The sequence below is a fragment of the Micromonospora sp. NPDC049201 genome (genome assembly GCF_055586805.1).
The window spans coordinates 554,448-574,987 of the sequence record NZ_JBVJHM010000004.1 but is presented as its reverse complement, the minus strand read 5'-3'; the positions used below and the strand labels follow the sequence as shown (position 1 = coordinate 574,987).

Genomic DNA, 20,540 nt, shown 5'->3' with positions numbered 1-20,540 from the left:
GCAGTCAGGGCGTCGGACTGCCGGCAGCCACGTTACGAAGAGACCTACCCCGAACACGGGTGGCCGTGTCCCTATCAGCGGTCCACCGACGCCACCCGACCCGGCGACAACACCCCCCGGATCATCCAAACGACAGGGGCAGGAAGTCATACCGGGCCGAGCGACCGAGAGTCCCCGGCTGGGGACGATCAAAAAGGTAACGGGGTTAGCGGGAGTCGAGGAGGGGTTGGGTGGGGTTCCAGGGGGTTCCGGTTTCCGCGTCTCGGCGGCGGCGGGCTATCGCGGAGAGGGCCTCAAGGACTACGCGGTTGCCCAGGTAGGCGGTGATGTCGGCGTGGTCGTACGGCGGGGCGACCTCGACCACGTCCAGGCCGACCACGGGCAGCTCGTAGCAGACCCGGCGGACCGCGTCGAGCAGCTCGCGGGAGGTGAACCCGCCGGGCTCGGGGGTGCCGGTGCCGGGGGCCATGCCGGGGTCGACCACGTCCACGTCGACGGAGAGGAACACGCCCTCGCACTCGTCGGTGGCGATGCCGAACGCCTCGGTGAGACAGGTGTCCAGGCCGCGCGCCACGATCTCGGTCATCTCGTACGAGCGCATCCGCTGCTCCGCCATCCAGGCCAACGTGTCCGGGCCGGGCCAGTAGCCGCGCAGGCCGATCTGGAGGAACCGGTCGCCACGTACCGCGCCGGACTCGATGAGCCGGCGCATCGGCTGGCCGTGCCCGTGCAGGGAGCCGAACTCGACGTCGCCGGTGTCGGCGTGCGCGTCGAAGTGCACCAGCGAGACACGGCCGAGCCCGTGATGCCGGGCCACGCCGGTGGCGTCCGGCAACGCGATGGAGTGGTCGCCGCCGAGCACCACCGGGATCGCCCCGGCGGCGGCGACCGCGTGCACGGCGGTCTCCAGCGCGGCCAGCGAGCGTTCGATGTCGCCACCGAACATCTCCACGTCCCCGGCGTCGTAGACACACAGGTCCTTGAGCGCGTCCACGCGCAGCGCCAGCGACGGGCGGGAGCCGTCGTGCGGCAGGTAGCAGGCCTGCCGGATGGCGGACGGGCCGAACCGGGTGCCCGGCCGGTGCGAGGTGCCGCCGTCGAAGGGCGCGCCGATGACCACCACGTCGGCGTCGGCGTAGGTGACCGGTTCCTCGACCGTGCACGGCGGCACGCCGAGGAACGTGACGTCGGGGCCGTACATCGGGCCGTAGCGGGTCATCGTTCCTCCATCCCCCAGGGGGAACCGTAGTCGGTGAGCAGGTCGAGGAAGGGCGTCGGCGGCAACGCCTCGGGCCCGAGCACACCCGTGCCGGACCAGGCGCCGGTGGCCAGCAGCTCCAGCGCGACGACCGGGTTGACCGCGGTCTGCCAGACCACCGCCTGGTGGCCGTACTCGGCCATCGACCACTCGTTGTCGACCACGTGGTAGAGGTAGACCCGGCGGGGCCGGCCGTCCGGCCCGGTGCCGGTGACGTACGTCCCGGCGCAGGTCTTGCCGCTCATCCGGTCGCCGAGCGTGGCCGGGTCGGGCAGCGCGGCGGCCACCACGTCGCGCGGCGACACGTCGACGCCGCGCACCCGCACCGGGGCGGTCGAGTCCAGGCCGAGCTTGTGCAGCGTGCGCAGCACCTCGATGAACTCCGCGCCGAGGCCGTACTTGAAGGTGACCCGTTTCGCCGGCACCCAGCGCGGGATGAGCAGCACCTCCTCGTGTTCCACGTTGACGCACTCGACCGGGCCGATGCCGGCCGGGAAGTCGAACACCTCCGGCTCGCTGAACGGCTCGGTGGTGAACCAGCCGCGGTCGGCCTCCCAGACCACCGGCGGGTTGAGGCACTCCTCGATGGTGGTCCAGATGGAGAACGACGGCGCGAAGTCGTAGCCGGCGACGGTGAGGTTCGCGCCGTCGCGTACCCCGATCTCGTCGATCTCGGTGAACAGCTCGTCGGCGGCGTAGCGGGCGAACACGTCGGACAGGCCCGGTTCGACGCCGATGCCGCAGAGCGCCAGCCGGCCGGCGGCGGTCCAGCGGTCGGCGGCGGCGAACTGCTCGTCGCCGAGCTTGACGCCGGTCTCCATGTAGGGGCGGTCGGGGTGCGGCCGGGACAGCGACATGGCCATGTCGAGGTAGTCGGCGCCGGCCGCGAACGCCCCGTCGAAGATCGGCAGGACGAAGCGCGGGTCGACCGCGTTGAACACGTGGGTGATCCGGTGTTCCCGGCAGAGCGCGGCGACCGCGTCGGCGTCCGAGGCGTCGACGGTGGCGGCCACGAACCGGTCGCCGTGGCCGGCGACCGCCCGGGCGGCGCGCGCCGGGTCGTGGTCGGCGACCACCATGGTCTCGAAGAAGGCACGGCGGGCGGCGATGGATACGGCGGCGGAGCCGACGCCACCGGCGCCGACGAGGAGGATACGCATCAGGAGTCGAACCCCAGTCCAAAGCGGTCGAGAGTACGGAGCCAGAGGTTGCGCCGCCCGTCCCGCGCGTCGGCGTGGGCGAGCGACCAGCGGGTGAGGTTGATGCCGGCGGCCCGGATCGGCTCCGGCGGGAACGGCAGCGGCTTGCGGCGGACCAGGTCGAGTCGGGTGAGCGGGGTGTCCGCGCCGGCGAGCAGGTCGAGCGTGACCCGCGCGCCGAACCGGGTCGCGCCGACGCCGAGCCCGGTGTACCCGGCCGCGTACGCCAGCCGCCCCTGGTGGGCGGTGCCGAAGAACGCGCAGAACCGGGTGCAGGTGTCGATGACGCCGCCCCAACGGTGGCTGAACCGCAGCCCGTCCAGTTGCGGGAACGTGGTGAAGAAGTGCGCGGCCAGCGTGCGGAACGTGGCCTCGCGTCGCTCCAGCGCGGGGGCCACCCGGTTGCCGTAGTGGTAGACCGCGTCGTAGCCGCCGAACAGGATCCGGTTGTCGGCGGTGAGCCGGTAGTAGTGGAACTGGTTGCCGGTGTCCGCCAGCCCCTGCCGGTTGCGCCAGCCGATCGCGTCCCGCTGGGCGGCGGTCAGCGGCTCGGTCATCAGCGCGTAGTCGTAGACCGGCACGGTCCAGGCGCGCAGTCGGCGCAGCAGCGGCGGGAACGCGTTGGTGGCCAGCGCCACCCGGGCCGCGCGCACGGTGCCGGGCGCGGCGTCCGCGCCGCCGGCCGTGGTGGCGCGCAGCGCCGGGCCGTCGGCGGCCAGCCCGGTGACGCGGGTGTGCTCGTGGATCCGGACGCCGAGGTCGAGCGCGGCCCGGCGCAGCCCCCAGGCGAGCTTCGCCGGGTCGAGCAGCGCCGTCCGGTCGGTGTCCCAGAGCCCTCCGAGGTACGTCGGGGAGGCCACCTCGGCGCGTACCTCGTCGCGGTCGAGCAGCCGCACGTCGCGGCCGTGCCGGCGGCCCAGCTCGGCGTCGGCGGCGAGCCCGTCGAGCTGGTACGGCGCGACGGCCACCGCCAGTTCGCCGGTGCGTTCGAAGTCGCAGTCGATGCCGTGCCTGTCGATCGTCGCGCCGATCGCGTCCAGGTTCTCCCGGCCGAGCCGTTCCAGCTCGCCGATCTCGTCGGGGAACCGCTCGACGCCGTTGGCCAGCCCGTGCGTGAGCGACGCGGCGCAGAACCCGCCGTTGCGCCCGGACGCCGCCCAGCCGCAGGTGCCGGCGTCGACCAGCAGCACGTCCCGGTCCGGGTCGGCCTCCTTGGCCAGCAGCGCGGTCCACAGCCCGGCGTATCCGCCGCCGATCACCAGCAGGTCGGCGGTGGCCGGGCCGGTGAGCGGCGGCAGCGGGTCGGGGCGTGTCGGGCGGTCCAGCCAGTACGGCACGGGCGCGGCGTCGGCCAGCGCCCGGCCGGTATGCGGGAGCGTCATGGCCGGCCCGCCGGGGTGGCGATCACCGCGAGCGCCGCCCTGCGGGCCCGCCGGCCGCGCAGCGAGCTGGCCCCGACCAGCAGCAGCGCTATCCCGAACATGGCCGTGCCGATGACGTTGACCTGCGGCGGGATGCCCCGCTGGGCGGCGCCCCAGACGTACATCGGGAACGTGACTGTGGTGCCGGCGTTGAAGTTGGTGATGATGAAGTCGTCGAAGCTGAGGGAGAACGCCAGCAGCGCGGCGGCGACGATGCCGGGCAGCACCAGCGGCAGCGTGATCCGGCGGAACGTCTGCCACTCGCTGGCGTACAGGTCCATGGCGGCTTCCTCCAGCCGCCGGTCCATGCCGGCGAGCCGGGCCTTCACGGTGACCACCACGAACGACACGCAGAACATCACGTGCGCGATGACGATGGTCCAGAAGCCCTGCGGCACCCCGGCGGCGACGAAGAGCGCGAGCAGCGAGGTGCCCATCACCAGTTCCGGCGTGGCCATCGGCAGGAAGATCAGGCCGTTGATCCCGGACCGGCCGCGGAAGCCGTACCGGACCAGCGCGAACGCCATCAGCGTGCCGAGCACGGTGGAGACCACGGTGGCGATCAGGCCGATCTCCATGCTGCGTACCACCGCGTCGCACATGTCCGCGGTGGCGCAGGGGCGGGCCCAGTTGTCCAGCGTGAACTCGTTGAAGTCGTAGGAGACCCGGCTGGACGGGCGGTTGAAGGAGAGCCCGGCGACCACCAGGATCGGCAGCGTGAGGTAGCCGAGCACGAGCAGGGCCACGCCCATCACCCACCGGTCGGCCAGCCAACGCCTGAACCCGCTCACAGCACCTCCTCCGTGCCGGCCCGGCGCAGGTAGGCGAAGACGATCACCAGGATCGCGGCCATCAGCAGGAACGACAGCGCCGCGCCCTGCGGATAGTCGAGCCGGACCAGGAACGCCGAGTCGATGACGTTGCCGATCATGTACTCGTTCGGCGTGCCGAGCAGCTCGGCGTTGATGTAGTCGCCGGTGGCCGGGATGAAGAACAGCAGCGTGCCGGCGATCAGGCCGGGCATCGACAGCGGCAACGTGACCCGGGCGAACGCGCGCAGCGGGCTCGCGTACAGGTCGCTCGCCGCCTCCAGCAGCCGGGGATCGAGCCGCTCCAGGCTCGCGTACAGCGGCAGCACCAGGAACGGCAGGAAGTTGTACGTCAGGCCGAGCACCACCGCGATCGGGGTGGCCAGCAGCCGGCCGTCCGGCCCGAGCAGGTGTACGTCGCGCAGCAGCCCGACCACCGCGCCGTTGTCCGACAGGATGGTCTTCCAGGCCAGTGTGCGCACCAGGAAGCTGGTGAACATCGGCGCGACCACGGCCACCAGCAGCAGGTTCTTCCAGCGGCCGGCCTTCTGCGCGATCGCGTACGCCAGCGGGTAGCCCATCAGCAACGCCAGCACCAGCGCGATCGCCGAGTACAGGAAGGATCGCAGGAACTGCGGCCAGTACGCCTGCAACGCGTCCGGATAGTTGCCGACCGCCCAGGTCATCGCGTACCCGGTGGAGAGCGAGCCGGCGGGGTCGTAGAGGCTGGCGGCGGCGAGTTGCAGCAGCGGCAGCGCGAAGAAGACCAGCAGCCAGGCCGCGCCGGGCAGCAACAGCAGGTACGGCAGCAGCCGGTTCCGGCCGCGCCGCGCCGGCGGCGCGGGTGACCCGGCGGAGGTGGGTACGTGGGCCAACGCGGTCACGGCAACGCACCGACCGGCGGCTCGTCGAGCAGCGGCGTGGTCTGGTCGGCCGCGCCGCCGGCCCGGGGCAGCAGGAACGCGTGCCGGGGGTCCCAGTGCGCGGTCACCGGCGTGCCGGTGGCGAGCCGACCGCCAAGCCCGCTGTTCGCCGCGAACACGGACAGCTCGCTGCCCCACGCGGTGCGCACCAGGTACTGGGTGCTCACTCCGACGTAGGAGGCGTCGGTGACCACGCCGCCGACGTGCTGGTGGCCGGCGGGCACCTCGTCGGGGCCGTCGACCAGGTGCAGCTTCTCCGGGCGTACGCCGAGGAAGGCCGGCCCGTCGACGAGCCGGGCCCGGCCGGCGGGCACCGAGAAGCGCGCGCCGTGCGCGGTGACCAGCACGTCGTCCCCGGCGTGGCCGCCGGCCTCGGCGGCGAGCAGGTTGGACTGGCCGAGGAAGTTCGCCACGAACGCGGTGGCCGGGTACTCGTAGATGTCGGCCGGCGCGCCGAGCTGCTCGATCCGGCCGGCGTTCATCACCGCGACCGTGTCGGCCATCGTCATGGCCTCCTCCTGGTCGTGGGTGACATGCACGAACGTGATGCCGACCTCGGTCTGGATGCGCTTCAGCTCAAGCTGCATCTGCCGGCGCAGTTTCAGGTCGAGCGCGCCGAGCGGCTCGTCGAGCAGCAGCACCTGTGGGTGGTTGATGAGCGCCCGGGCCAGCGCGACGCGCTGCTGCTGGCCGCCGGAGAGCTGGGCCGGCCGGCGTCGGCCGTACCCCTGGAGCTGCACCAGCGCGAGCATCCGCTCGACCTGGTCGCCCACCTTGCGGATGCCCCGGCGGCGCAGCCCGAACGCCACGTTCTCGTGGATGTCGAGGTGCGGGAAGAGCGCGTAGCTCTGGAACACGGTGTTGACCGGCCGCTTGTACGGCCGCAGCCCGGTGATGTCCCGGTCGCCGAGCAGCACCTGCCCGCCGGTCGGCGTCTCCAGCCCGGCGATCATCCGCAGTGTGGTGGTCTTGCCGCAGCCGGACGCGCCGAGCAGGGCGAAGAACGAGCCCTGCGGGACGGTGAGGCTGAGGTCGTCGACGGCGGTGAAGACGCCGAACCGCTTGGTCAGGTCGGCCAGTCGCAGATCGCCGGCCGGTACTTCCTGCGCCATCTGCCTCATGCCCCGATGACCTGCTGGAACTTGGTCTCGTACTCCTTCTCGCGTTGCTCGTCGAGGGCCATGAAGACCTTCGACTTCGCCAGCATCGCGTCGTCCGGGAAGATCAGCGGGTTTCCCGCCAGGTCCGGATCGATCTTCTCCATCTCGGCCTGCGCGCCCTGCACCGGGCAGATGTAGTTGACGTACGCGGCCAGCTTCGCCGCCACCACCGGGTCGTAGTAGTAGTTCATCAGCGTCTCGGCGTTGGCCTTGTGGGTGGCCTTGTTCGGCACCAGCATGTTGTCCGACCAGAGCATCACGCCGGACTCCGGCACCACGAACTTGACCTTGGGGTCCTCGAAGCCGAGCTGGATCACGTCGCCGGACCAGCCGATGCACGCGGCGATGTCGCCCTTGGCCAGGTCGGGCGCGTAGTCGTTGCCGGTGAAGCGCCGGATCTGCTTGCTGTCCACGGCCTTCTTGAGCTTGTTCAGCGCGTCGTCGAACTGGGCCGGGGTGAAGTTGGCCGGGTCGTGGCCGTTCGACTGGAGCAGCAGGCCCATGGTGTCGCGCATCTCCGACAGCGCGGTCACCTTGCCCTTGAGGTCGGGGCGGGTGAGCAGTTCGTCGACGGTGCGGATCTCCTTGGCCACCTTGGCGTTGTAGGCCAGACCGGCGAGGCCGGACTGCCACGGGATCGCGAGCTGGGTGTCCTTGTCGAAGGACCGGCCACGCAGCGACGGCAGCAGGTTCGCCTCGACGTTTCCGATCTTCGCCTTGTCCAGCTTCTGGACCCAGCCGAGCCGGATCATCCGGGCGGCCATCCAGTCGGTGAGCACCATGATGTCCCGGCCGGTGCTCTGACAGCCGGCGAGCTGGTTCTGCACCTTGCCGAAGAACTCGTTGTTGTCGTTGACGTCCTCGGTGTAGGTCACCTGGATGCCGGTGCTGGCGATGAACGCGTCGAGCGTGGGGCGCTTCGACTCGTCCTTCTCGTCGGTGTCCATGTACTGCGGCCAGTTCGAGAACGCCAGCTTCTTCTCGGTGGCGGACACGTCGTCGCTCTTACAGCCGGCCTCGGTCTGCTGGGCGCCCTTCGTGCCGCAGCCGGCGAGCGTGCCCGCGGTGGCGAGCAGCGCGGCCGAGCCGAGCGTTCCGGTGAGCAGACCACGCCGGGTGAGCGTCCGGAGGGGACTACGCATGTGACGACTCCTTGGGGGCATCGTCGGCGGCGGGACGGGGGTGGCTCGCCGGCGGGAGGTCAGTGGCGATGGAGGCCTGATCCTGACATGAGGAACCCTCTCTCACAAGGGATTCCGTTGTGGGAATAGCTAAGGGCCACGAATTACGCCAGACTGCGCCGGGGCACTACGCTTCTGCACAGCGAATCGGACATGGGGAGCGGCGATGGCCAACCGGCAACTGGAGAACGGCAACGGCAACCGTCGCGTCACCGTGCGTGAGGGCTCCAACCACGCTCTGTTGGACGACGTGGCCAAGCAGATCATCGAGCAGCTCCAGGAGGACGGCCGCCGCCCGTACGCGAGCATCGGCAAGGCGGTCGGCCTCTCCGAGGCGGCGGTACGCCAGCGGGTGCAGCGCCTGCTCGACGCCGGGGTCATGCAGATCGTGGCGGTGACCGATCCGCTCCAGCTCGGCTTCCCCCGGCAGGCCATGATCGGGCTGCGCACCGACGGCGACCTGGAGCCGGTGGCCGACCGGCTCGCCGAGTTCGAGGAGGTCGACTACGTGGTGATCACCGCCGGCTCGTTCGACCTGCTGGCCGAGGTGGTGTGCCGCAACGACGCGCACCTGCTGGAGATCCTCCAGAAGCTGCGCGGCGTGCCCGGGGTGCTGTCGACCGAGGCGTTCGTCTATCTCAAGCTGCGCAAGCAGACCTACACCTGGGGCACGGCCTGAGCCTGGCCGACGAAGGCCCGCCAGGCGGTCGGCGTGAAGGTGAGCGTGCCGCCGGCGCGGTCCTTGCTGTCGCGCACCAGCACCCGGCCGGGCAGGTTGTCGGCCACCTCGACGCAGTTTCCGCCGTTGTTGCTGCTGCGGGTCGCGGTGCGCCAGCGGGCGTCGGTCACGTCCATGTCTCCGCCACTTCCCTGATCAGCTCGATCGAGCGCCGCCGGGGCAGCGCCTCACCGGTCACGCTCTCCCACCTCCGACCCAGGCTAGCGACGTCCACGGGATCGGTCACCACCTGACCGCGGAGCTGATTGTCGAGATACGCCAATTCCGTCCCGTCCGGCAGTCGGCCCAGCACGAACGGGCCGGCCAGCCCGGTGTGCCACGGGTTGTCGGCCGGGATCACCCGGACCTGGACGTGCTCCCACCCGGCGACCGCCGCGAGATGCCGGAGCTGCCCGGCCATCACCGACCCGTCGCCGACCGGCCGGCGCAGCACCACCTCGTCGATCACCACGACGAGTTGCGGCGGGTCGTCCCGGTCGAGGACGCGCTGACGTGCGATCCGGCTCGCCACGATCTCCTCCACCTCGGCGGGCGGCAGCAGTGCGCCGGTGCCCAGCACCGCGCGGGCGTACCCCTCGGTCTGGAGCAGGCCCGGCACGAGCAGCGGCTCATACGATCGCAACGAGGTGGCGTCCTGCTCCAGGTCGGCCCACGGGCGGAACCACGGCAGGTCGCGGCGGCGGAACGGCTCCGGCCACAGCTCGGCGACCGGGCGGCCCAGCACCTCGGCGACCGCGACCCGGCTGTGCGGATGGGGGATGCGGTCGGCCGTCACCCAACGCGCCGCCGTCTTCGGATCGACCTGGACCTTCGCGGCGAGCGACTCGGCCGTCTCGCCCCGCTCCGCCATCGCCAACCGCAGCACCTCGTTCGCCAACGGACCCCTCCGCCCTCGTCACTCGACGGCCGGCGGCGGGACACCCGCTCACCGTCGCGTCGCTCGATGCGCTGCGCCGCACGATAGCCACGCTGCGTGTGCACGTCTGCGGTCCACCGGCGTGTTGCGGTGGGACGTGTTGGCGGACGTCCCGAATGTCCTCGACCGCTGCCCGAGACCGGACGGGCGGCGCTCCGCGCGGCGTGGGGCTGCCGGGCCCTACGAACTTGATGGCGTGGACGGCTCACGACGGTGAACCGTCCACGCGCTCAAGTTGGCAGCCCGGTGAGCGCACTCGCCGCCCGGACGCGTCGGGTGCGCCGGGACGCCGAATCACGAGGGTGCGGTTTCCGTTGTGCGGAAGCCCACAGCGCGCCGAATTCGTCGCGTCCACCCTCCTGCGCCACCGATAACACTTGCCTTGGCCGTATCGACTGTGGGATAACCGTGGGCAGAGCGGCCGGTGTCACCCCTGACCGGCCCGAGACCCGATGGGGCTGACATGGCCAACGCCACCGACCACCTCTGGATGCACTTCACCCGGATGGCCAGCTACTCCGCCGGCGAGGTTCCGACCATCGTGCGAGGCGAGGGCGCGTACGTCTGGGACGCACAGGGCCGCCGCTACCTCGACGGGCTCGCCGGGCTCTTCGTCGTCAACGCCGGCCACGGCCGGACCGAGCTGGCCGAGGCCGCCGCCAAGCAGGCCGGCGAGCTGGCCTACTTCCCGCTCTGGTCGTACGCCCACCCGACCGCGGTGGAGCTGGCCGAGAAGATCGCCGCGCTGACCCCCGGCGACCTGAACCGGATCTTCTTCACCACCGGCGGCTCCGAGGCCGTCGAGGCGGCCTGGAAGCTGGCCCGCGCCTACTTCAAGCGCACCGGCCAGCCGAACAAGCACAAGGTGGTCAGCCGCTACATCGCCTATCACGGCACCTCGATGGGCGCGCTGTCGATCACCGGGCTGCCCGGCATCAAGAGCGACTTCGAGCCGCTGGTGCCCGGCGGGATCAAGGTGCCGAACACCAACTTCTACCGCGCCCCGGAGCACGGCGACGACGCCGAGGCGTTCGGCCGGTGGGCCGCCGACGAGATCGGCCGGGCGATCGAGCGGGAGGGGCCGGACACGGTCGCCGCGGTCTTCCTGGAGCCGGTGCAGAACTCCGGCGGCTGCTTCCCGCCGCCGCCCGGCTACTTCGCCCGGGTGCGGGAGATCTGCGACGCGTACGACGTGCTGCTGGTCAGCGACGAGGTCATCTGCTCCTGGGGCCGGCTCGGCGAGTACTTCGGCGCCACCCGGTACGGCTACCAGCCGGACATCATCACCACCGCCAAGGGCATCACCTCCGGCTACGCCCCGCTCGGCGCGATGATCGCCAGCGACCGGCTGATGGAGCCGTTCCTCACCGAGACCGGCATGTTCGCCCACGGCGTGACGTTCGGTGGGCACCCGGTCTCCTGCGCGGTGGCGCTGGCCAACCTGGAGGTGTTCGCCCGGGAGGACCTGGTCGGGCACGTCCGGGCCAACGAGGACGCGTTCCGGGCCACCCTGGAGAAGCTGACCGACCTGCCGATCGTCGGCGACGTCCGGGGCGACGGCTACTTCTACGGCATCGAGCTGGTCAAGGACAAGACGACCCGGGAGACGTTCGACGAGGCGGAGTCCGAGCGGCTGCTGCGCGGCTTCCTCTCCACCGCGCTGTTCCAGGCCGGGCTCTACTGCCGGGCCGACGACCGGGGCGACCCGGTGGTGCAGCTCGCCCCGCCGCTGATCGCCGAGCAGCAGCAGTTCGACGAGATCGAGCAGATCCTGCGCGCGGTGTTGACCGAGGCGTGGTCCCGGCTGTAGACGGTGCGCTACCAGGAGTTGTCCCACTGGCTGTCCGATCTGGACGAGCCGCTGACCCCACGGCCCGGCCTGCCCGGCGACACGGACGCCGACGTGGCGATCGTGGGCGCCGGGTACACCGGGCTGTGGACGGCGTACTACCTGGCGCGGGCCGATCCGACGCTGCGGGTCGTCGTGCTGGAGCGGGAGATCGCCGGGTACGGCGCGTCCGGCCGCAACGGCGGCTGGTGCTCGGCGCTGTTCCCCACCTCGCTGCCGGCGCTGGCCCGACGCCACGGGCCGGACCGGGCGCTGGCCATGCAGCGGGCCATGCACGCCACCGTCCACGAGGTGGGCCGGGTGGCCGCCGCCGAGGGCATCGACTGCGACTGGCGGGCCGGCGGCACCGTGGTGCTGGCCCGCACCGGGGCGCAGCTCGACCGGGCCCGCGCCGAGGTCGCCCAGGCCCGCGCGCACGGGCTCACCGACGACGACCTGGTGCTGCTCGACGCCGCCGAGGCCACCGCCCGCTGCGCCGCCGACGGGGTACGCGGCGGCACGTACACGCCGCACTGCGCCACCGTGCAGCCGGCGAAGCTGGTCCGGGGCCTGGCCCGGGCGGTGGAGCGCCGGGGCGTACGCGTCTTCGAACGCACCCCGGTCACCGCGCTGCGGCCCGGCGCGGCGGTGACCCCGGCGGGCGTGGTCCGGGCGCCGGTGGTGGTCCGCGCCACCGAGGGCTTCACGCCGGGGCTGCCCGGGCACCGGCGGGCGGTCGCGCCGGTCTACTCACTGATGGTGGCCACCGCGCCGCTGCCGGCGGAGACCTGGGCCCGGATCGGCCTGGCCGACCGGGAGACGTTCGCCGACTACCGGCATCTCATCGTGTACGGCCAGCGCACCGCCGACGGTCGGCTGGCGTTCGGTGGGCGGGGCGCCCCCTACCACTACGGCTCCCGGGTGCGCCCCGACTTCGACCGGGAGCCGCACGTGTTCGCGGCGTTGCGCCGCACGCTCGGCGAGCTGTTTCCCGCGCTCGGGCCGGACGTGCCGGTGACGCACGCCTGGGGCGGCCCGCTCGGTGTGGCCCGGGACTGGGCCGCCTCGGTGGGGCTGGACCGCCGCACCGGACTGGCCTGGGCCGGCGGGTACGTCGGCGACGGGGTGGGCACCAGCAACCTGGCCGGCCGTACGCTCGCCGACCTGATCCGGGGCGAGGCGAGCGACCTGACCGCGTTGCCCTGGGTCGGGCACCGCTCGCCGCGCTGGGAGCCGGAGCCGCTGCGGTGGCTGGCCATGAACGCCGGCTTGAAGATCATGTCGTCGGCCGACGCCACCGAGACCCGCACCCACCGCCCGGCCCGCCGCGCCACCCTCTTCAACCGTTTCCTGGGCCACTGACTCCTGGGTCACTGACCCGACGGTCAGTGGTTGGGCGGGATCACCCGGAGGTGGCCGCGACGGCCCTGCTGGTGCGGAGGCTGGGAGTTCGGCTTGGGGTGGGGGTCCTCGGGGGGACGCGGCGGCGCCGGGCGGGCGGCCTCGCGGACCGCCTCGGCCAACGCGACCAGGTCGTCGGTGGTGGGCGGCGGCGGCTCGAACTCGCCCTCGTGCCGTACCACGTCCCAGCCGCGCGGGGCGGTCAGGCTGCGGGCGTGCTGCTCACACAGGTCGTACGTGTGCGGTTCGGCGAACGCCGCGAGCGGACCCACCACCGCTGTCGACTCGTTGTAGACATAGGTCAATGTGGCGACCGCTTGCCGGGGGCAGCCGTTACGGGAGCAGCGCCGTGGTGACCTCACGTGCGGCAGGGTATCCCCATTACCGGGTCCGGCGCACCGCTTCGCGTTACGACACGCCCGTCACGGTGATCACAATTCGTCCGATCGGCGCACCGGCGCGCCGGGCGTGCCGCGCGACGGCGGAGCGGCCCTGTCACCGGGCTACCCTGTGCGTCATGACGAGCCCGCAGAACAGCCGCCCCGGCTCGGGCCGGCGCACCCACCGCGACCGGCACGGTCGCGGGCTGCGCGGGCGGCTCGTGCCGGCCACCGTGCCGCTGGCCCGGACCAAGGCCGAGGTCTTCGACGACCTGGTGCTCGACACGGTGGAGACGCTCGAACGCCGGTTCGCCAAGGAGCTGGCCGGGGTGGAATTCGCCGTCGAGGACGTCCCACCGGATCTGAACGTCTACGACTCGGACGTGCTGGAGGACGGCGAGGTGCCGCTCGCCCGACTGCTGCCGGGTCGCCCCGGCCGGCAGGAGGTGCCGCCGCGCATCGTGCTCTACCGGCGCCCGTTGGAGTTCCGCGCGATGGACCGGGAGGACCTCGCGGATCTCGTGCACGACGTGATCATCGAGCAGGTGGCGAACCTGCTCGGGGTCGACCCCGACGAGCTGGCCTGATCGCCGGCCCCGTCGCACCCCGCACACCGCGACCCCACGGACCCGGGCGGCCCCCACCGCCCGGTCCATGTCGGGTCAGGCGGCCACCCGCCGCTTGAGCTTGCGCCGCTCCCGTTCGGAGAGCCCGCCCCAGATCCCGAACCGCTCGTCGTGGCCGAGCGCGTACTCCAGACATTCCGTCTTGACTTCACACCGCGAGCAGATGCGCTTCGCCTCGCGGGTCGAGCCGCCCTTCTCGGGAAAGAACGCCTCCGGGTCGGTCTGCGAGCAGAGCGCCCGCTCCTGCCACTCCGGCGCGTTCCCGAGCAGGTCGGCCACCTCGAGCTGGCCGTCCATCGATTGCCTCCTTGTCGCGCACCGGCGTCATTCGCCGCTGCAACCCCCCACGCGAAAGGCGTGCTTGTCCGTACGGACCCAATTAGTGCGTTCCGCGCGAACAACCCCATTCAAATTACACGCGTGTAATGCGTGCGCCGTCAAGCCAAACTTGATAATGGAGTCGCCCTCCCGACACGTCCGGCGCGACCGCTGCGGCCGTCCGTAGCCTCGCAACCTGCCCTATCGATTCAGACCCCGGGCGAGTAACGCCCTCCCCGGCGAGTTGCCCCAAGTTTTCTGCCGTGGCGCAACACCGGCGGGCCGGCCGGACGCCCCCGTCGGCCGCCGCCCAAGATCACTAATGGTGGGGCAAAGGTTAACGCGCTCGGCGCGGTACCGCCCGCCCAGCCCGTCAACGCCGACCGCGCCCCGTCCAACATGTGGACGGGGCGCGTAGGTAGCTGAGCGTTCGATCAGTCGGTTCGCGGTGGTGAACTGGTCGGCCAGACGAATTCGGTGATCGCCCCGCCGGTGACGGAGATCGCGCCGGCCGATGTGTCCTCGTCCCACCAGACGGTATAAAGGCCCGCCTCCAGGTCCGGGTAGACGGCACTGTGGAACACCCCGTCCAGGACGTGCCGCTCCCGTACCGCCGAGTGGGTACGCGGGCCGTCCCGGTCCGCGCGACTGATCTCGATCTCCCGCCCGCGCAGGTCCCGGCCGGTGTGGATGATCAGTGCGCCGGTGTCGCCGCCGAGGTCGAGCATCACCGTCCCGCGGTACGACGGGCCGAGGTCGTGGTGCCGGTGCATGCCGCCCATCCCCTCAGGACCGCTTCACCGGCGGGTTGCCGAACCCGTCGTACGGGGTGCCGAGGAACGGGAAGTCACCGAGGAACGGCGCGGTCACGTCCGTCGCGTCCAGACCCGGCGTGACGGCCGCCGCCGCGGCGTCCGGCTTGAACGTCCTGTCGACCAGCGGGACGGTCAACCCGGCGATCGCGCGCAGCGCGATGGTCACCACGTCGTCGGTGACCCGGCGGCCGTTGGGGAAGCCGGCCAGGTCGCCGCCGAGCACCCCGAACCGGTCCGGCCGGGCACTGGGCCGGATCGCCGTGTTCAGCCGCAGCATGTCGGCCTGGGTGTCGCCGGTGGTGTTCGCGAAGCCGTCCACCAGCCCGGCCGGTACGCCGGTGAGCAGCAGCGCCACCAGGTCGGCGCGCGGCTTCTTCGCCTTGTTCAACGCGTCCAGGTTGGGAAAGACACCCGGGTAGAGCACCGGCAGCAGCGCGGCCAGCTCGGGCCGCTCGACGAACCCGGCGAACCGCTTGTCCTCCGACGGCGGCAGCGTGTTCCACAGGTCCTTCTTCGACATCGGCACGATCACCTCGTTGAACAACGGGTTGCCGAGCCGGGACACCTGGACGAAGGGGCCGGTGGCGGTGTCCGCGGACACCCGGTCGCCGAGCACCCGCACCTGCTGCCGGGACGCGGTGGTCCAGACGCCGATCGTCGACGCGCGGTCGGCGTAGCCGTACCGGGCGGCCTTCCGGCGCACCTTGCCCAACGGCACCTGGACCGCGATGCTGTGCACGTTCAGCCGGTCCAACGCGTTGACCGGCTCGCCCTCGGTCCTGAACAGCTTCTTGCCGGCCACGTGGAGCTGCTGGAACGGCCGCAGCGTACCCAGGTCGAACACCGCGCCCAGGTCGACGAAGAACCCGTCGGCGCGCTGGCCGGCGAACACCTTCTCGCCGGTGGACAGCTTGAACGTCGCCTGCTTCACCAGGTTCTGGTAGTTCGGCGTGGACAGCGGGCCGACGTTGCACGGCGGGCAGGGCAGCTTGTTCGCCAGCACGTGCTCCCGGCCGTCCGCGATCCGGGTCAGCCGGTAGAACTGCCGCCGGTTCCAGTTCTTGCTGTCCAGCGACTCGATCGGCCCGGTGTTGTAGAGGAAACTGTTCTGGTTCGTGATCTCGGTGGTGAATTCGAAACGATAGGTGACGTCCGGGTAACCGTCGCCGTCGTTGTCGACGTGGATCTCGTACCGGACGTCGTCACCGAACTCGAAGAAGTTGGGGCCGCCGGAGGGAAGCTGAACCGGCACGTAGTTGGCGATCAACGTGATCGTGTCCGGCCGGGTCGGGCTGACGAACGCGTACAGGTCGGAACTGTCGGCGACCGGATCCTTGGCGATCTCCGGGGCCTCGCGGTGAGAGGACATGGCGGACCACACCTTCGTCGGGGAAACGTCTGTCGGACCGGCGCCGGGAGCCCGCGCCGGGAGGAACGGGGTCAGCGGCGGGCGGCGCGCACCAGACGGTCGGCCAGCCCACGGTCGCGCACCTGGACCCGGGTCGTGCCGACGAAGACGTCCATCGTGCCGGTGGCGGCGTCGCGCAGGTGGACCACGATCGGCTCGTCGCGCCGGCCCGCGGTGGGGGCGTTCTGCGCGGCGGACAGGCCCGGCACGGTGAGCGCCGCCGCGCCCAGGGTGGCGCTCGCGGCGGCGGTCAGCGTCTGCCGGCGGGTCAGCCGCGGCCAGGGCCGCCGCTTCGGCGCGTCGGTGGTCTCGTCAGTGCTCATCGGCAACCTTTCCGCAACCGGCGCCGCAGCGCCGCGGGGGCCGGGCACCCGGACGCCGCCGGGTCCCCGGGCTGGGGGTCACCGGCGGCGGTCCTCGCCGCAACCGCCGCCGGCACCCACAGGTACGGCGCGGCGCGGCGAAAGGTTCGACGTCAGGCGCGGGCGTGACCGTACGCGGTCGTCCGCTTGCGGAACGGCCGCCCGGCCGCCGTGGCGATCGACCGCAACTGCTCCTCGGTACGAGCCGAACCGTTGCCCGAGCCGGCCATCCGGGAGATGGTCTCCTCCATCAGCGTGCCGCCGAGGTCGTTGCAGCCGCCGCGCAGCATCTCCACCGTGCCGGCGTCGCCGAGCTTCACCCAGGAGCACTGGATGTTGTCGATCCGGCCGTGCAGCAGCAGCCGGGCCATCGCGTGCACCACCCGGTTCTCCCGCCAGGTCGGCCCCGGCCGGGCGATGCCGGCCAGGTAGATCGGCGCGTTGGTGTGCACGAACGGCAGCGCCACGAACTCGGTGAACCCGCCGGTACGGTCCTGCACGCCGGCCAGCACCCGCAGGTGGGCCAGCCACTGGCCGGGGTGGTCGACGTGCCCGTACATCATCGTGGAGCTGGACCGGATGCCCAGCTCGTGGGCCGTGCTGACCACCTCGACCCAGGCGGCGGCCGGCAGTTTGCCCTTGGTGAGCACCCAGCGCACGTCGTCGTCGAGGATCTCGGCGGCGGTGCCCGGGATGGTGTCCAGCCCGGCCTCGCGCAGCCTGCCCAGCCACTCCCGCACCGGCACGCCGGCCTTCGCGGCGGCGGTGACGATCTCCATCGGGGAGAACGCGTGCACGTGCATCCCGGGCACCCGCGCCTTGATCGCGCGGACGATGTCGGCGTAGCCGGTGACCGGCATCTTCGGGTCGATGCCGCCCTGGAGGCAGACCTCGGTGGCGCCGGCCGTCCACGCCTCCTCGGCCCGGTCGGCCACCTGGTCGAGGGAGAGCCGGAACGCGTCCGCGTCGCTCTCCCGCTGCGCGAACGCGCAGAACCGGCAACCCACGTAGCAGACGTTCGTGAAGTTGATGTTCCGGTTGACCACGTAGGTCACGTCGTCGCCGACCGCGTCCCGGCGCACGTCGTCGGCGATCCGGCACAACTCGTCCAGCGCCGGGCCGTCCGCGCCGAACAACGCCAGCGCCGCCGTCTCGTGCGCCGGCGTCAGCAGCGCGGCCGGGTCGTCCGCCGCCAGCCGCAGGCCGGCGCGCAGGTCGGCGTCCCCGCCGCCGGCCCCGGGCACCGGGCGGGTGACCTTGTTCGCCACCTCGGACCAGTCGCCGTAGACGCTGTCGAAGTCGCCGCGCCGGTCCTCCGTCCGCCCGGTCACGTCGATGGTGACGTGCAGGTCGGTCCGGCCGCCGAAGACCTCCTCCGGCTCCTGCCAGGGCCGCCCCACCGGGCGGGCCGCCTCGACCGCCAGCCCCGTCGCCGGGTCGGCGAGCGCGGTGACGTGCGGCAGCAGGCGCGGGTCCAGCCACGGCCCGCCGGGCCGCACGTACTCCGGGTAGACGGTCAACCGCTCGCGCAGCGTGAAGCCCGCGCCGGCGGTCCGCGCGGCCAGCTCGTCGAGCTGCGGCCAGGGCCGCTCCGGGTTGACGTGGTCCGGCGTCACCGGGGAGACGCCGCCCCAGTCGTCGATGCCGGCGCGCAGCAGCAGGTCGTACTCGCCGGCGATCAGGTTCGGCGGGGCCTGGATGCGCGCCCTCGGGCCGAGCAGCACCCGGGCCACCGCCACGGTCGCGGCCAGGTCGTGCAGCTCCGCGTCCGGCATGCCGCGCATCGCGGTGTCCGGCTTGGCGCGGAAGTTCTGCACGATCACCTCCTGGAGGTGGCCGTACTCCCGCATCGCGCGACGGATCGCGAACAACGCGTCGACCCGCTCGGCGAGGTGCTCGCCGATGCCGATCAGGATGCCGGTGGTGAACGGCACGCCGACCCGGCCGGCGTCGTCGAGCACCCGCAGCCGCACCGCGGGTTCCTTGTCCGGCGAGCCGAAGTGCGGACCGCCCGGCTCCGACCAGAGCCGGGTCGCGGTGGTCTCCAGCATCATGCCCATGCTCGGCGCGACCGGCTTGAGCCGCTGCAACTCCGACCAGGACAGCACGCCCGGGTTCAGGTGCGGCAGCAGGCCGGTCTCCTCCAGCACCGCCACCGCGCAGGCGCGCAGGTAGTCGAGCGTGGAGTCGTACCCCCGCTCGTCCAGCCACTCGCGGGCCGCCGGCCAGCGCTCCTCCGGCCGGTCGCCGAGCGTGAACAGCGCCTCCTTGCAGCCCTGTGCCGCGCCCTCCCGGGCGATGGCGAGGACCTCGTCGCGCTCCAGGTAGGCGGCGGGCAGCCGGTGCGGCACGGTGGCGAACGTGCAGTAGTGGCAGCGGTCCCGGCAGAGCCGGGTCAGCGGGATGAAGACCTTCTTGGAGTACGTGACCACGCCCGGCCGGCCGGCCTCACGCAGCCCGGCGTCGCGGATCTCCCCGGCGATGCGGAACAGCTCGTCGAGCGCCGCGCCGCGCGCGGTGAGCAGGGCCGCCGCCTCGTCCGCGTCCAACGCCCGACCGGTGGCGGCGCGGCCCAGCGCCCGCCGAACGCTCGCCTCGGTCGGTACGAACTCGCTGCGCTCACCCATCCCCCCAGCCTATGCGCTGCCGACGGCGCAAGGCGGGGCCCTCTTTTAACGCCTCGGGTAGAGAAGGGTCCCCGCCTCACACCTCCGGGGGCGCGGCGGCGGGCGATGGGATCCACCGCCCGCCGCCGCCGGGACTCACCGGGGCTGGTTCGGGTCCTCGCGGTCGAAGCGCTGGGTGCGCTCGTCGTCGGCCGGGGACGCCGGCTGGCCCGGCTCGGCGCTCTGGCGCGGGATCGCCTGGGTCGGGTCGGCCGACGGCGGCTGACCGAACGGCGGCGCCGACGGCGCCGAACCGGCCGGCGGGGCACCGAACTGGGGGGCGCCGAACTGCGGGCCCCCCGCCTGCGGGCCGGCCTGCGGCCCACCGAACTGCTGGCCCGGCTGCTGGCCGGCGAACGGCGGGGCCGACTGCGGGGCGTGCGGCGGGGCGGTGTTGAACGGCGGCGCCGACTGCGGCTGGCCGTACGGACCGGCCTGCGGCCAACCGGGCTGCGGGGGCGCGCCCGCCGACGGGTAGCCCGCGGGGGCCTGGCCCGGCTGCGGCGGCACCCCGGCCGGCGGGTAACCGCCCTGGGCGGGGTAGCCGCCGGGCTGGCCGGGCTGCTGCGGCCAGCCGGGCTGGGCCTGACCGTAGACGCCGGGCTGCGGCTTGGGCTTCGGCACGAAGTAGAGCGTGCGCCAGATCTTGAACACCACGAACCCGGCGATCGCGAAGACGGCCAGCCAGGCCACCCGGGTGAGCAGCCCGAGGAACGCATCAAGCACCTCGCCGTCGGCGAGCCGGTTCACCAGCCAGATCAGGAACGTCAGCGCACCGAAGACGGCGGAGACGGCGAACTCGATCAACGCCACCTGGGTGATCAGTTTCGCCTTCGGCAGCACCGGACGGATGTGCGTGGCGAGCAGCACGGCCAGCAGCGGCAGGACCGTCGACTCCAGCCCGACGAAGGTGAAGTAGGTGCTGCCGGCCCGACCGCCGAACGTGCTGTAGTCGTCGACCGGCACCAGCAGGCGCAGCAGGCCGACGAAGAGCAGCACGGCGTTCGCGCCGAGCAGAACGAGCGCGGCCAGTTCGCGCAGCGGCTTGGTCAGTTGGCTGGCCTGCGCGGCGTCACCGGACGCGGGCTCGGTGGGGCTGGTCACGGACTCCCCCAGGGGACGAAAGCGGA

General features: G+C 72.4%; 20 protein-coding genes. 4 read left to right on the top strand and 16 right to left on the bottom strand.

Annotation, left to right across the window (positions count from 1 at the left end; translation table 11 throughout):
• Positions 1-205: 205 nt before the first annotated feature.
• From speB to ACZ6O5_RS12595, 7 genes are read right to left on the bottom strand one after another with little or no spacing between them, the layout of a single operon-like run.
• Complete coding sequence (gene speB, locus ACZ6O5_RS12625; RefSeq protein ID WP_425785853.1) at positions 206-1,219, bottom strand: agmatinase; 1,014 nt, start codon at positions 1,217-1,219, stop codon at positions 206-208.
• A complete protein-coding gene (locus ACZ6O5_RS12620) occupies positions 1,216-2,418 on the bottom strand; it encodes a saccharopine dehydrogenase family protein (RefSeq protein WP_465976673.1) in 1,203 nt (400 codons plus the stop codon). Before ACZ6O5_RS12620 ends, speB begins: the two co-directional genes overlap by 4 nt.
• Positions 2,418-3,839, bottom strand: a complete 1,422-nt coding sequence (locus ACZ6O5_RS12615) for an NAD(P)/FAD-dependent oxidoreductase (RefSeq protein ID WP_465976671.1) — start codon at positions 3,837-3,839, stop codon at positions 2,418-2,420. The genes ACZ6O5_RS12620 and ACZ6O5_RS12615 overlap by 1 nt, the downstream gene beginning before the upstream one ends.
• Complete coding sequence (locus ACZ6O5_RS12610) at positions 3,836-4,669, bottom strand: ABC transporter permease (RefSeq protein WP_465976669.1); 834 nt, start codon at positions 4,667-4,669, stop codon at positions 3,836-3,838. Before ACZ6O5_RS12610 ends, ACZ6O5_RS12615 begins: the two co-directional genes overlap by 4 nt.
• Positions 4,666-5,571, bottom strand: coding sequence for an ABC transporter permease (locus tag ACZ6O5_RS12605; protein WP_465976667.1), 906 nt, complete (start codon positions 5,569-5,571; stop codon positions 4,666-4,668). Before ACZ6O5_RS12605 ends, ACZ6O5_RS12610 begins: the two co-directional genes overlap by 4 nt.
• Complete coding sequence (locus ACZ6O5_RS12600; protein ID WP_465976665.1) at positions 5,568-6,722, bottom strand: ABC transporter ATP-binding protein; 1,155 nt, start codon at positions 6,720-6,722, stop codon at positions 5,568-5,570. The genes ACZ6O5_RS12605 and ACZ6O5_RS12600 overlap by 4 nt, the downstream gene beginning before the upstream one ends.
• Before the next feature lie 5 nt (positions 6,723-6,727).
• The gene (locus ACZ6O5_RS12595; protein ID WP_465976663.1) at positions 6,728-7,912 is read right to left on the bottom strand and encodes a polyamine ABC transporter substrate-binding protein; all 1,185 of its coding nucleotides are present in this window, start codon (positions 7,910-7,912) and stop codon (positions 6,728-6,730) included.
• A 205-nt stretch (positions 7,913-8,117) separates the two neighbouring features.
• Between ACZ6O5_RS12595 and ACZ6O5_RS12590 the strand changes: the two genes are divergently transcribed.
• On the top strand, positions 8,118-8,630 hold the full coding sequence (locus ACZ6O5_RS12590) for an Lrp/AsnC family transcriptional regulator (RefSeq protein WP_431931116.1): 513 nt from the start codon (positions 8,118-8,120) through the stop codon (positions 8,628-8,630).
• Here the strand turns inward: ACZ6O5_RS12590 and ACZ6O5_RS12585 are convergent.
• Both ACZ6O5_RS12585 and ACZ6O5_RS12580 read right to left on the bottom strand, forming a co-directional pair.
• Positions 8,609-8,806, bottom strand: a complete 198-nt coding sequence (locus ACZ6O5_RS12585) for a DUF397 domain-containing protein (RefSeq protein WP_465976661.1) — start codon at positions 8,804-8,806, stop codon at positions 8,609-8,611. The two genes, ACZ6O5_RS12590 and ACZ6O5_RS12585, sit on opposite strands and share 22 nt — an antisense overlap.
• On the bottom strand, positions 8,797-9,540 hold the full coding sequence (locus ACZ6O5_RS12580; RefSeq protein WP_465976729.1) for a helix-turn-helix domain-containing protein: 744 nt from the start codon (positions 9,538-9,540) through the stop codon (positions 8,797-8,799). Before ACZ6O5_RS12580 ends, ACZ6O5_RS12585 begins: the two co-directional genes overlap by 10 nt.
• 529 nt (positions 9,541-10,069) lie before the next feature.
• On the opposite strand from ACZ6O5_RS12580, the gene ACZ6O5_RS12575 reads away from it, so the two are divergent.
• Complete coding sequence (locus ACZ6O5_RS12575) at positions 10,070-11,416, top strand: aspartate aminotransferase family protein (RefSeq protein ID WP_107157755.1); 1,347 nt, start codon at positions 10,070-10,072, stop codon at positions 11,414-11,416.
• 3 nt (positions 11,417-11,419) lie between these two features.
• Positions 11,420-12,796: an NAD(P)/FAD-dependent oxidoreductase gene (locus ACZ6O5_RS12570; RefSeq protein WP_465976659.1), complete on the top strand. Its 1,377-nt coding sequence runs from the start codon at positions 11,420-11,422 to the stop codon at positions 12,794-12,796.
• A gap of 23 nt (positions 12,797-12,819) precedes the next feature.
• Here the strand turns inward: ACZ6O5_RS12570 and ACZ6O5_RS12565 are convergent, their stop codons facing one another.
• Positions 12,820-13,197, bottom strand: a complete 378-nt coding sequence (locus ACZ6O5_RS12565) for a DUF3499 domain-containing protein (RefSeq protein ID WP_107157757.1) — start codon at positions 13,195-13,197, stop codon at positions 12,820-12,822.
• Between the two features lie 155 nt (positions 13,198-13,352).
• Here ACZ6O5_RS12565 and ACZ6O5_RS12560 point away from each other — a divergent pair, with 155 nt between their 5' ends.
• Positions 13,353-13,802, top strand: coding sequence for a metallopeptidase family protein (locus ACZ6O5_RS12560; protein ID WP_107157758.1), 450 nt, complete (start codon positions 13,353-13,355; stop codon positions 13,800-13,802).
• A 75-nt stretch (positions 13,803-13,877) separates the two neighbouring features.
• Here the strand turns inward: ACZ6O5_RS12560 and ACZ6O5_RS12555 are convergent, their stop codons facing one another.
• From ACZ6O5_RS12555 to ACZ6O5_RS12530, 6 genes are all read right to left on the bottom strand, one after another.
• Positions 13,878-14,138 (bottom strand): WhiB family transcriptional regulator, encoded by a 261-nt coding sequence (locus tag ACZ6O5_RS12555; protein ID WP_013284161.1) that lies wholly within the window; start codon positions 14,136-14,138, stop codon positions 13,878-13,880.
• A gap of 455 nt (positions 14,139-14,593) precedes the next feature.
• Complete coding sequence (locus tag ACZ6O5_RS12550) at positions 14,594-14,932, bottom strand: phospholipase (protein WP_465976656.1); 339 nt, start codon at positions 14,930-14,932, stop codon at positions 14,594-14,596.
• Between the two features lie 13 nt (positions 14,933-14,945).
• Positions 14,946-16,343: a DUF4331 domain-containing protein gene (locus tag ACZ6O5_RS12545; RefSeq protein ID WP_465976654.1), complete on the bottom strand. Its 1,398-nt coding sequence runs from the start codon at positions 16,341-16,343 to the stop codon at positions 14,946-14,948.
• 71 nt (positions 16,344-16,414) lie between these two features.
• Complete coding sequence (locus ACZ6O5_RS12540) at positions 16,415-16,705, bottom strand: hypothetical protein (protein ID WP_107157760.1); 291 nt, start codon at positions 16,703-16,705, stop codon at positions 16,415-16,417.
• 152 nt (positions 16,706-16,857) lie between these two features.
• Positions 16,858-19,371, bottom strand: coding sequence for a bifunctional FO biosynthesis protein CofGH (locus tag ACZ6O5_RS12535; protein WP_465976653.1), 2,514 nt, complete (start codon positions 19,369-19,371; stop codon positions 16,858-16,860).
• Between the two features lie 135 nt (positions 19,372-19,506).
• Positions 19,507-20,514: a hypothetical protein gene (locus ACZ6O5_RS12530; RefSeq protein ID WP_465976652.1), complete on the bottom strand. Its 1,008-nt coding sequence runs from the start codon at positions 20,512-20,514 to the stop codon at positions 19,507-19,509.
• Positions 20,515-20,540: the final 26 nt, after the last annotated feature.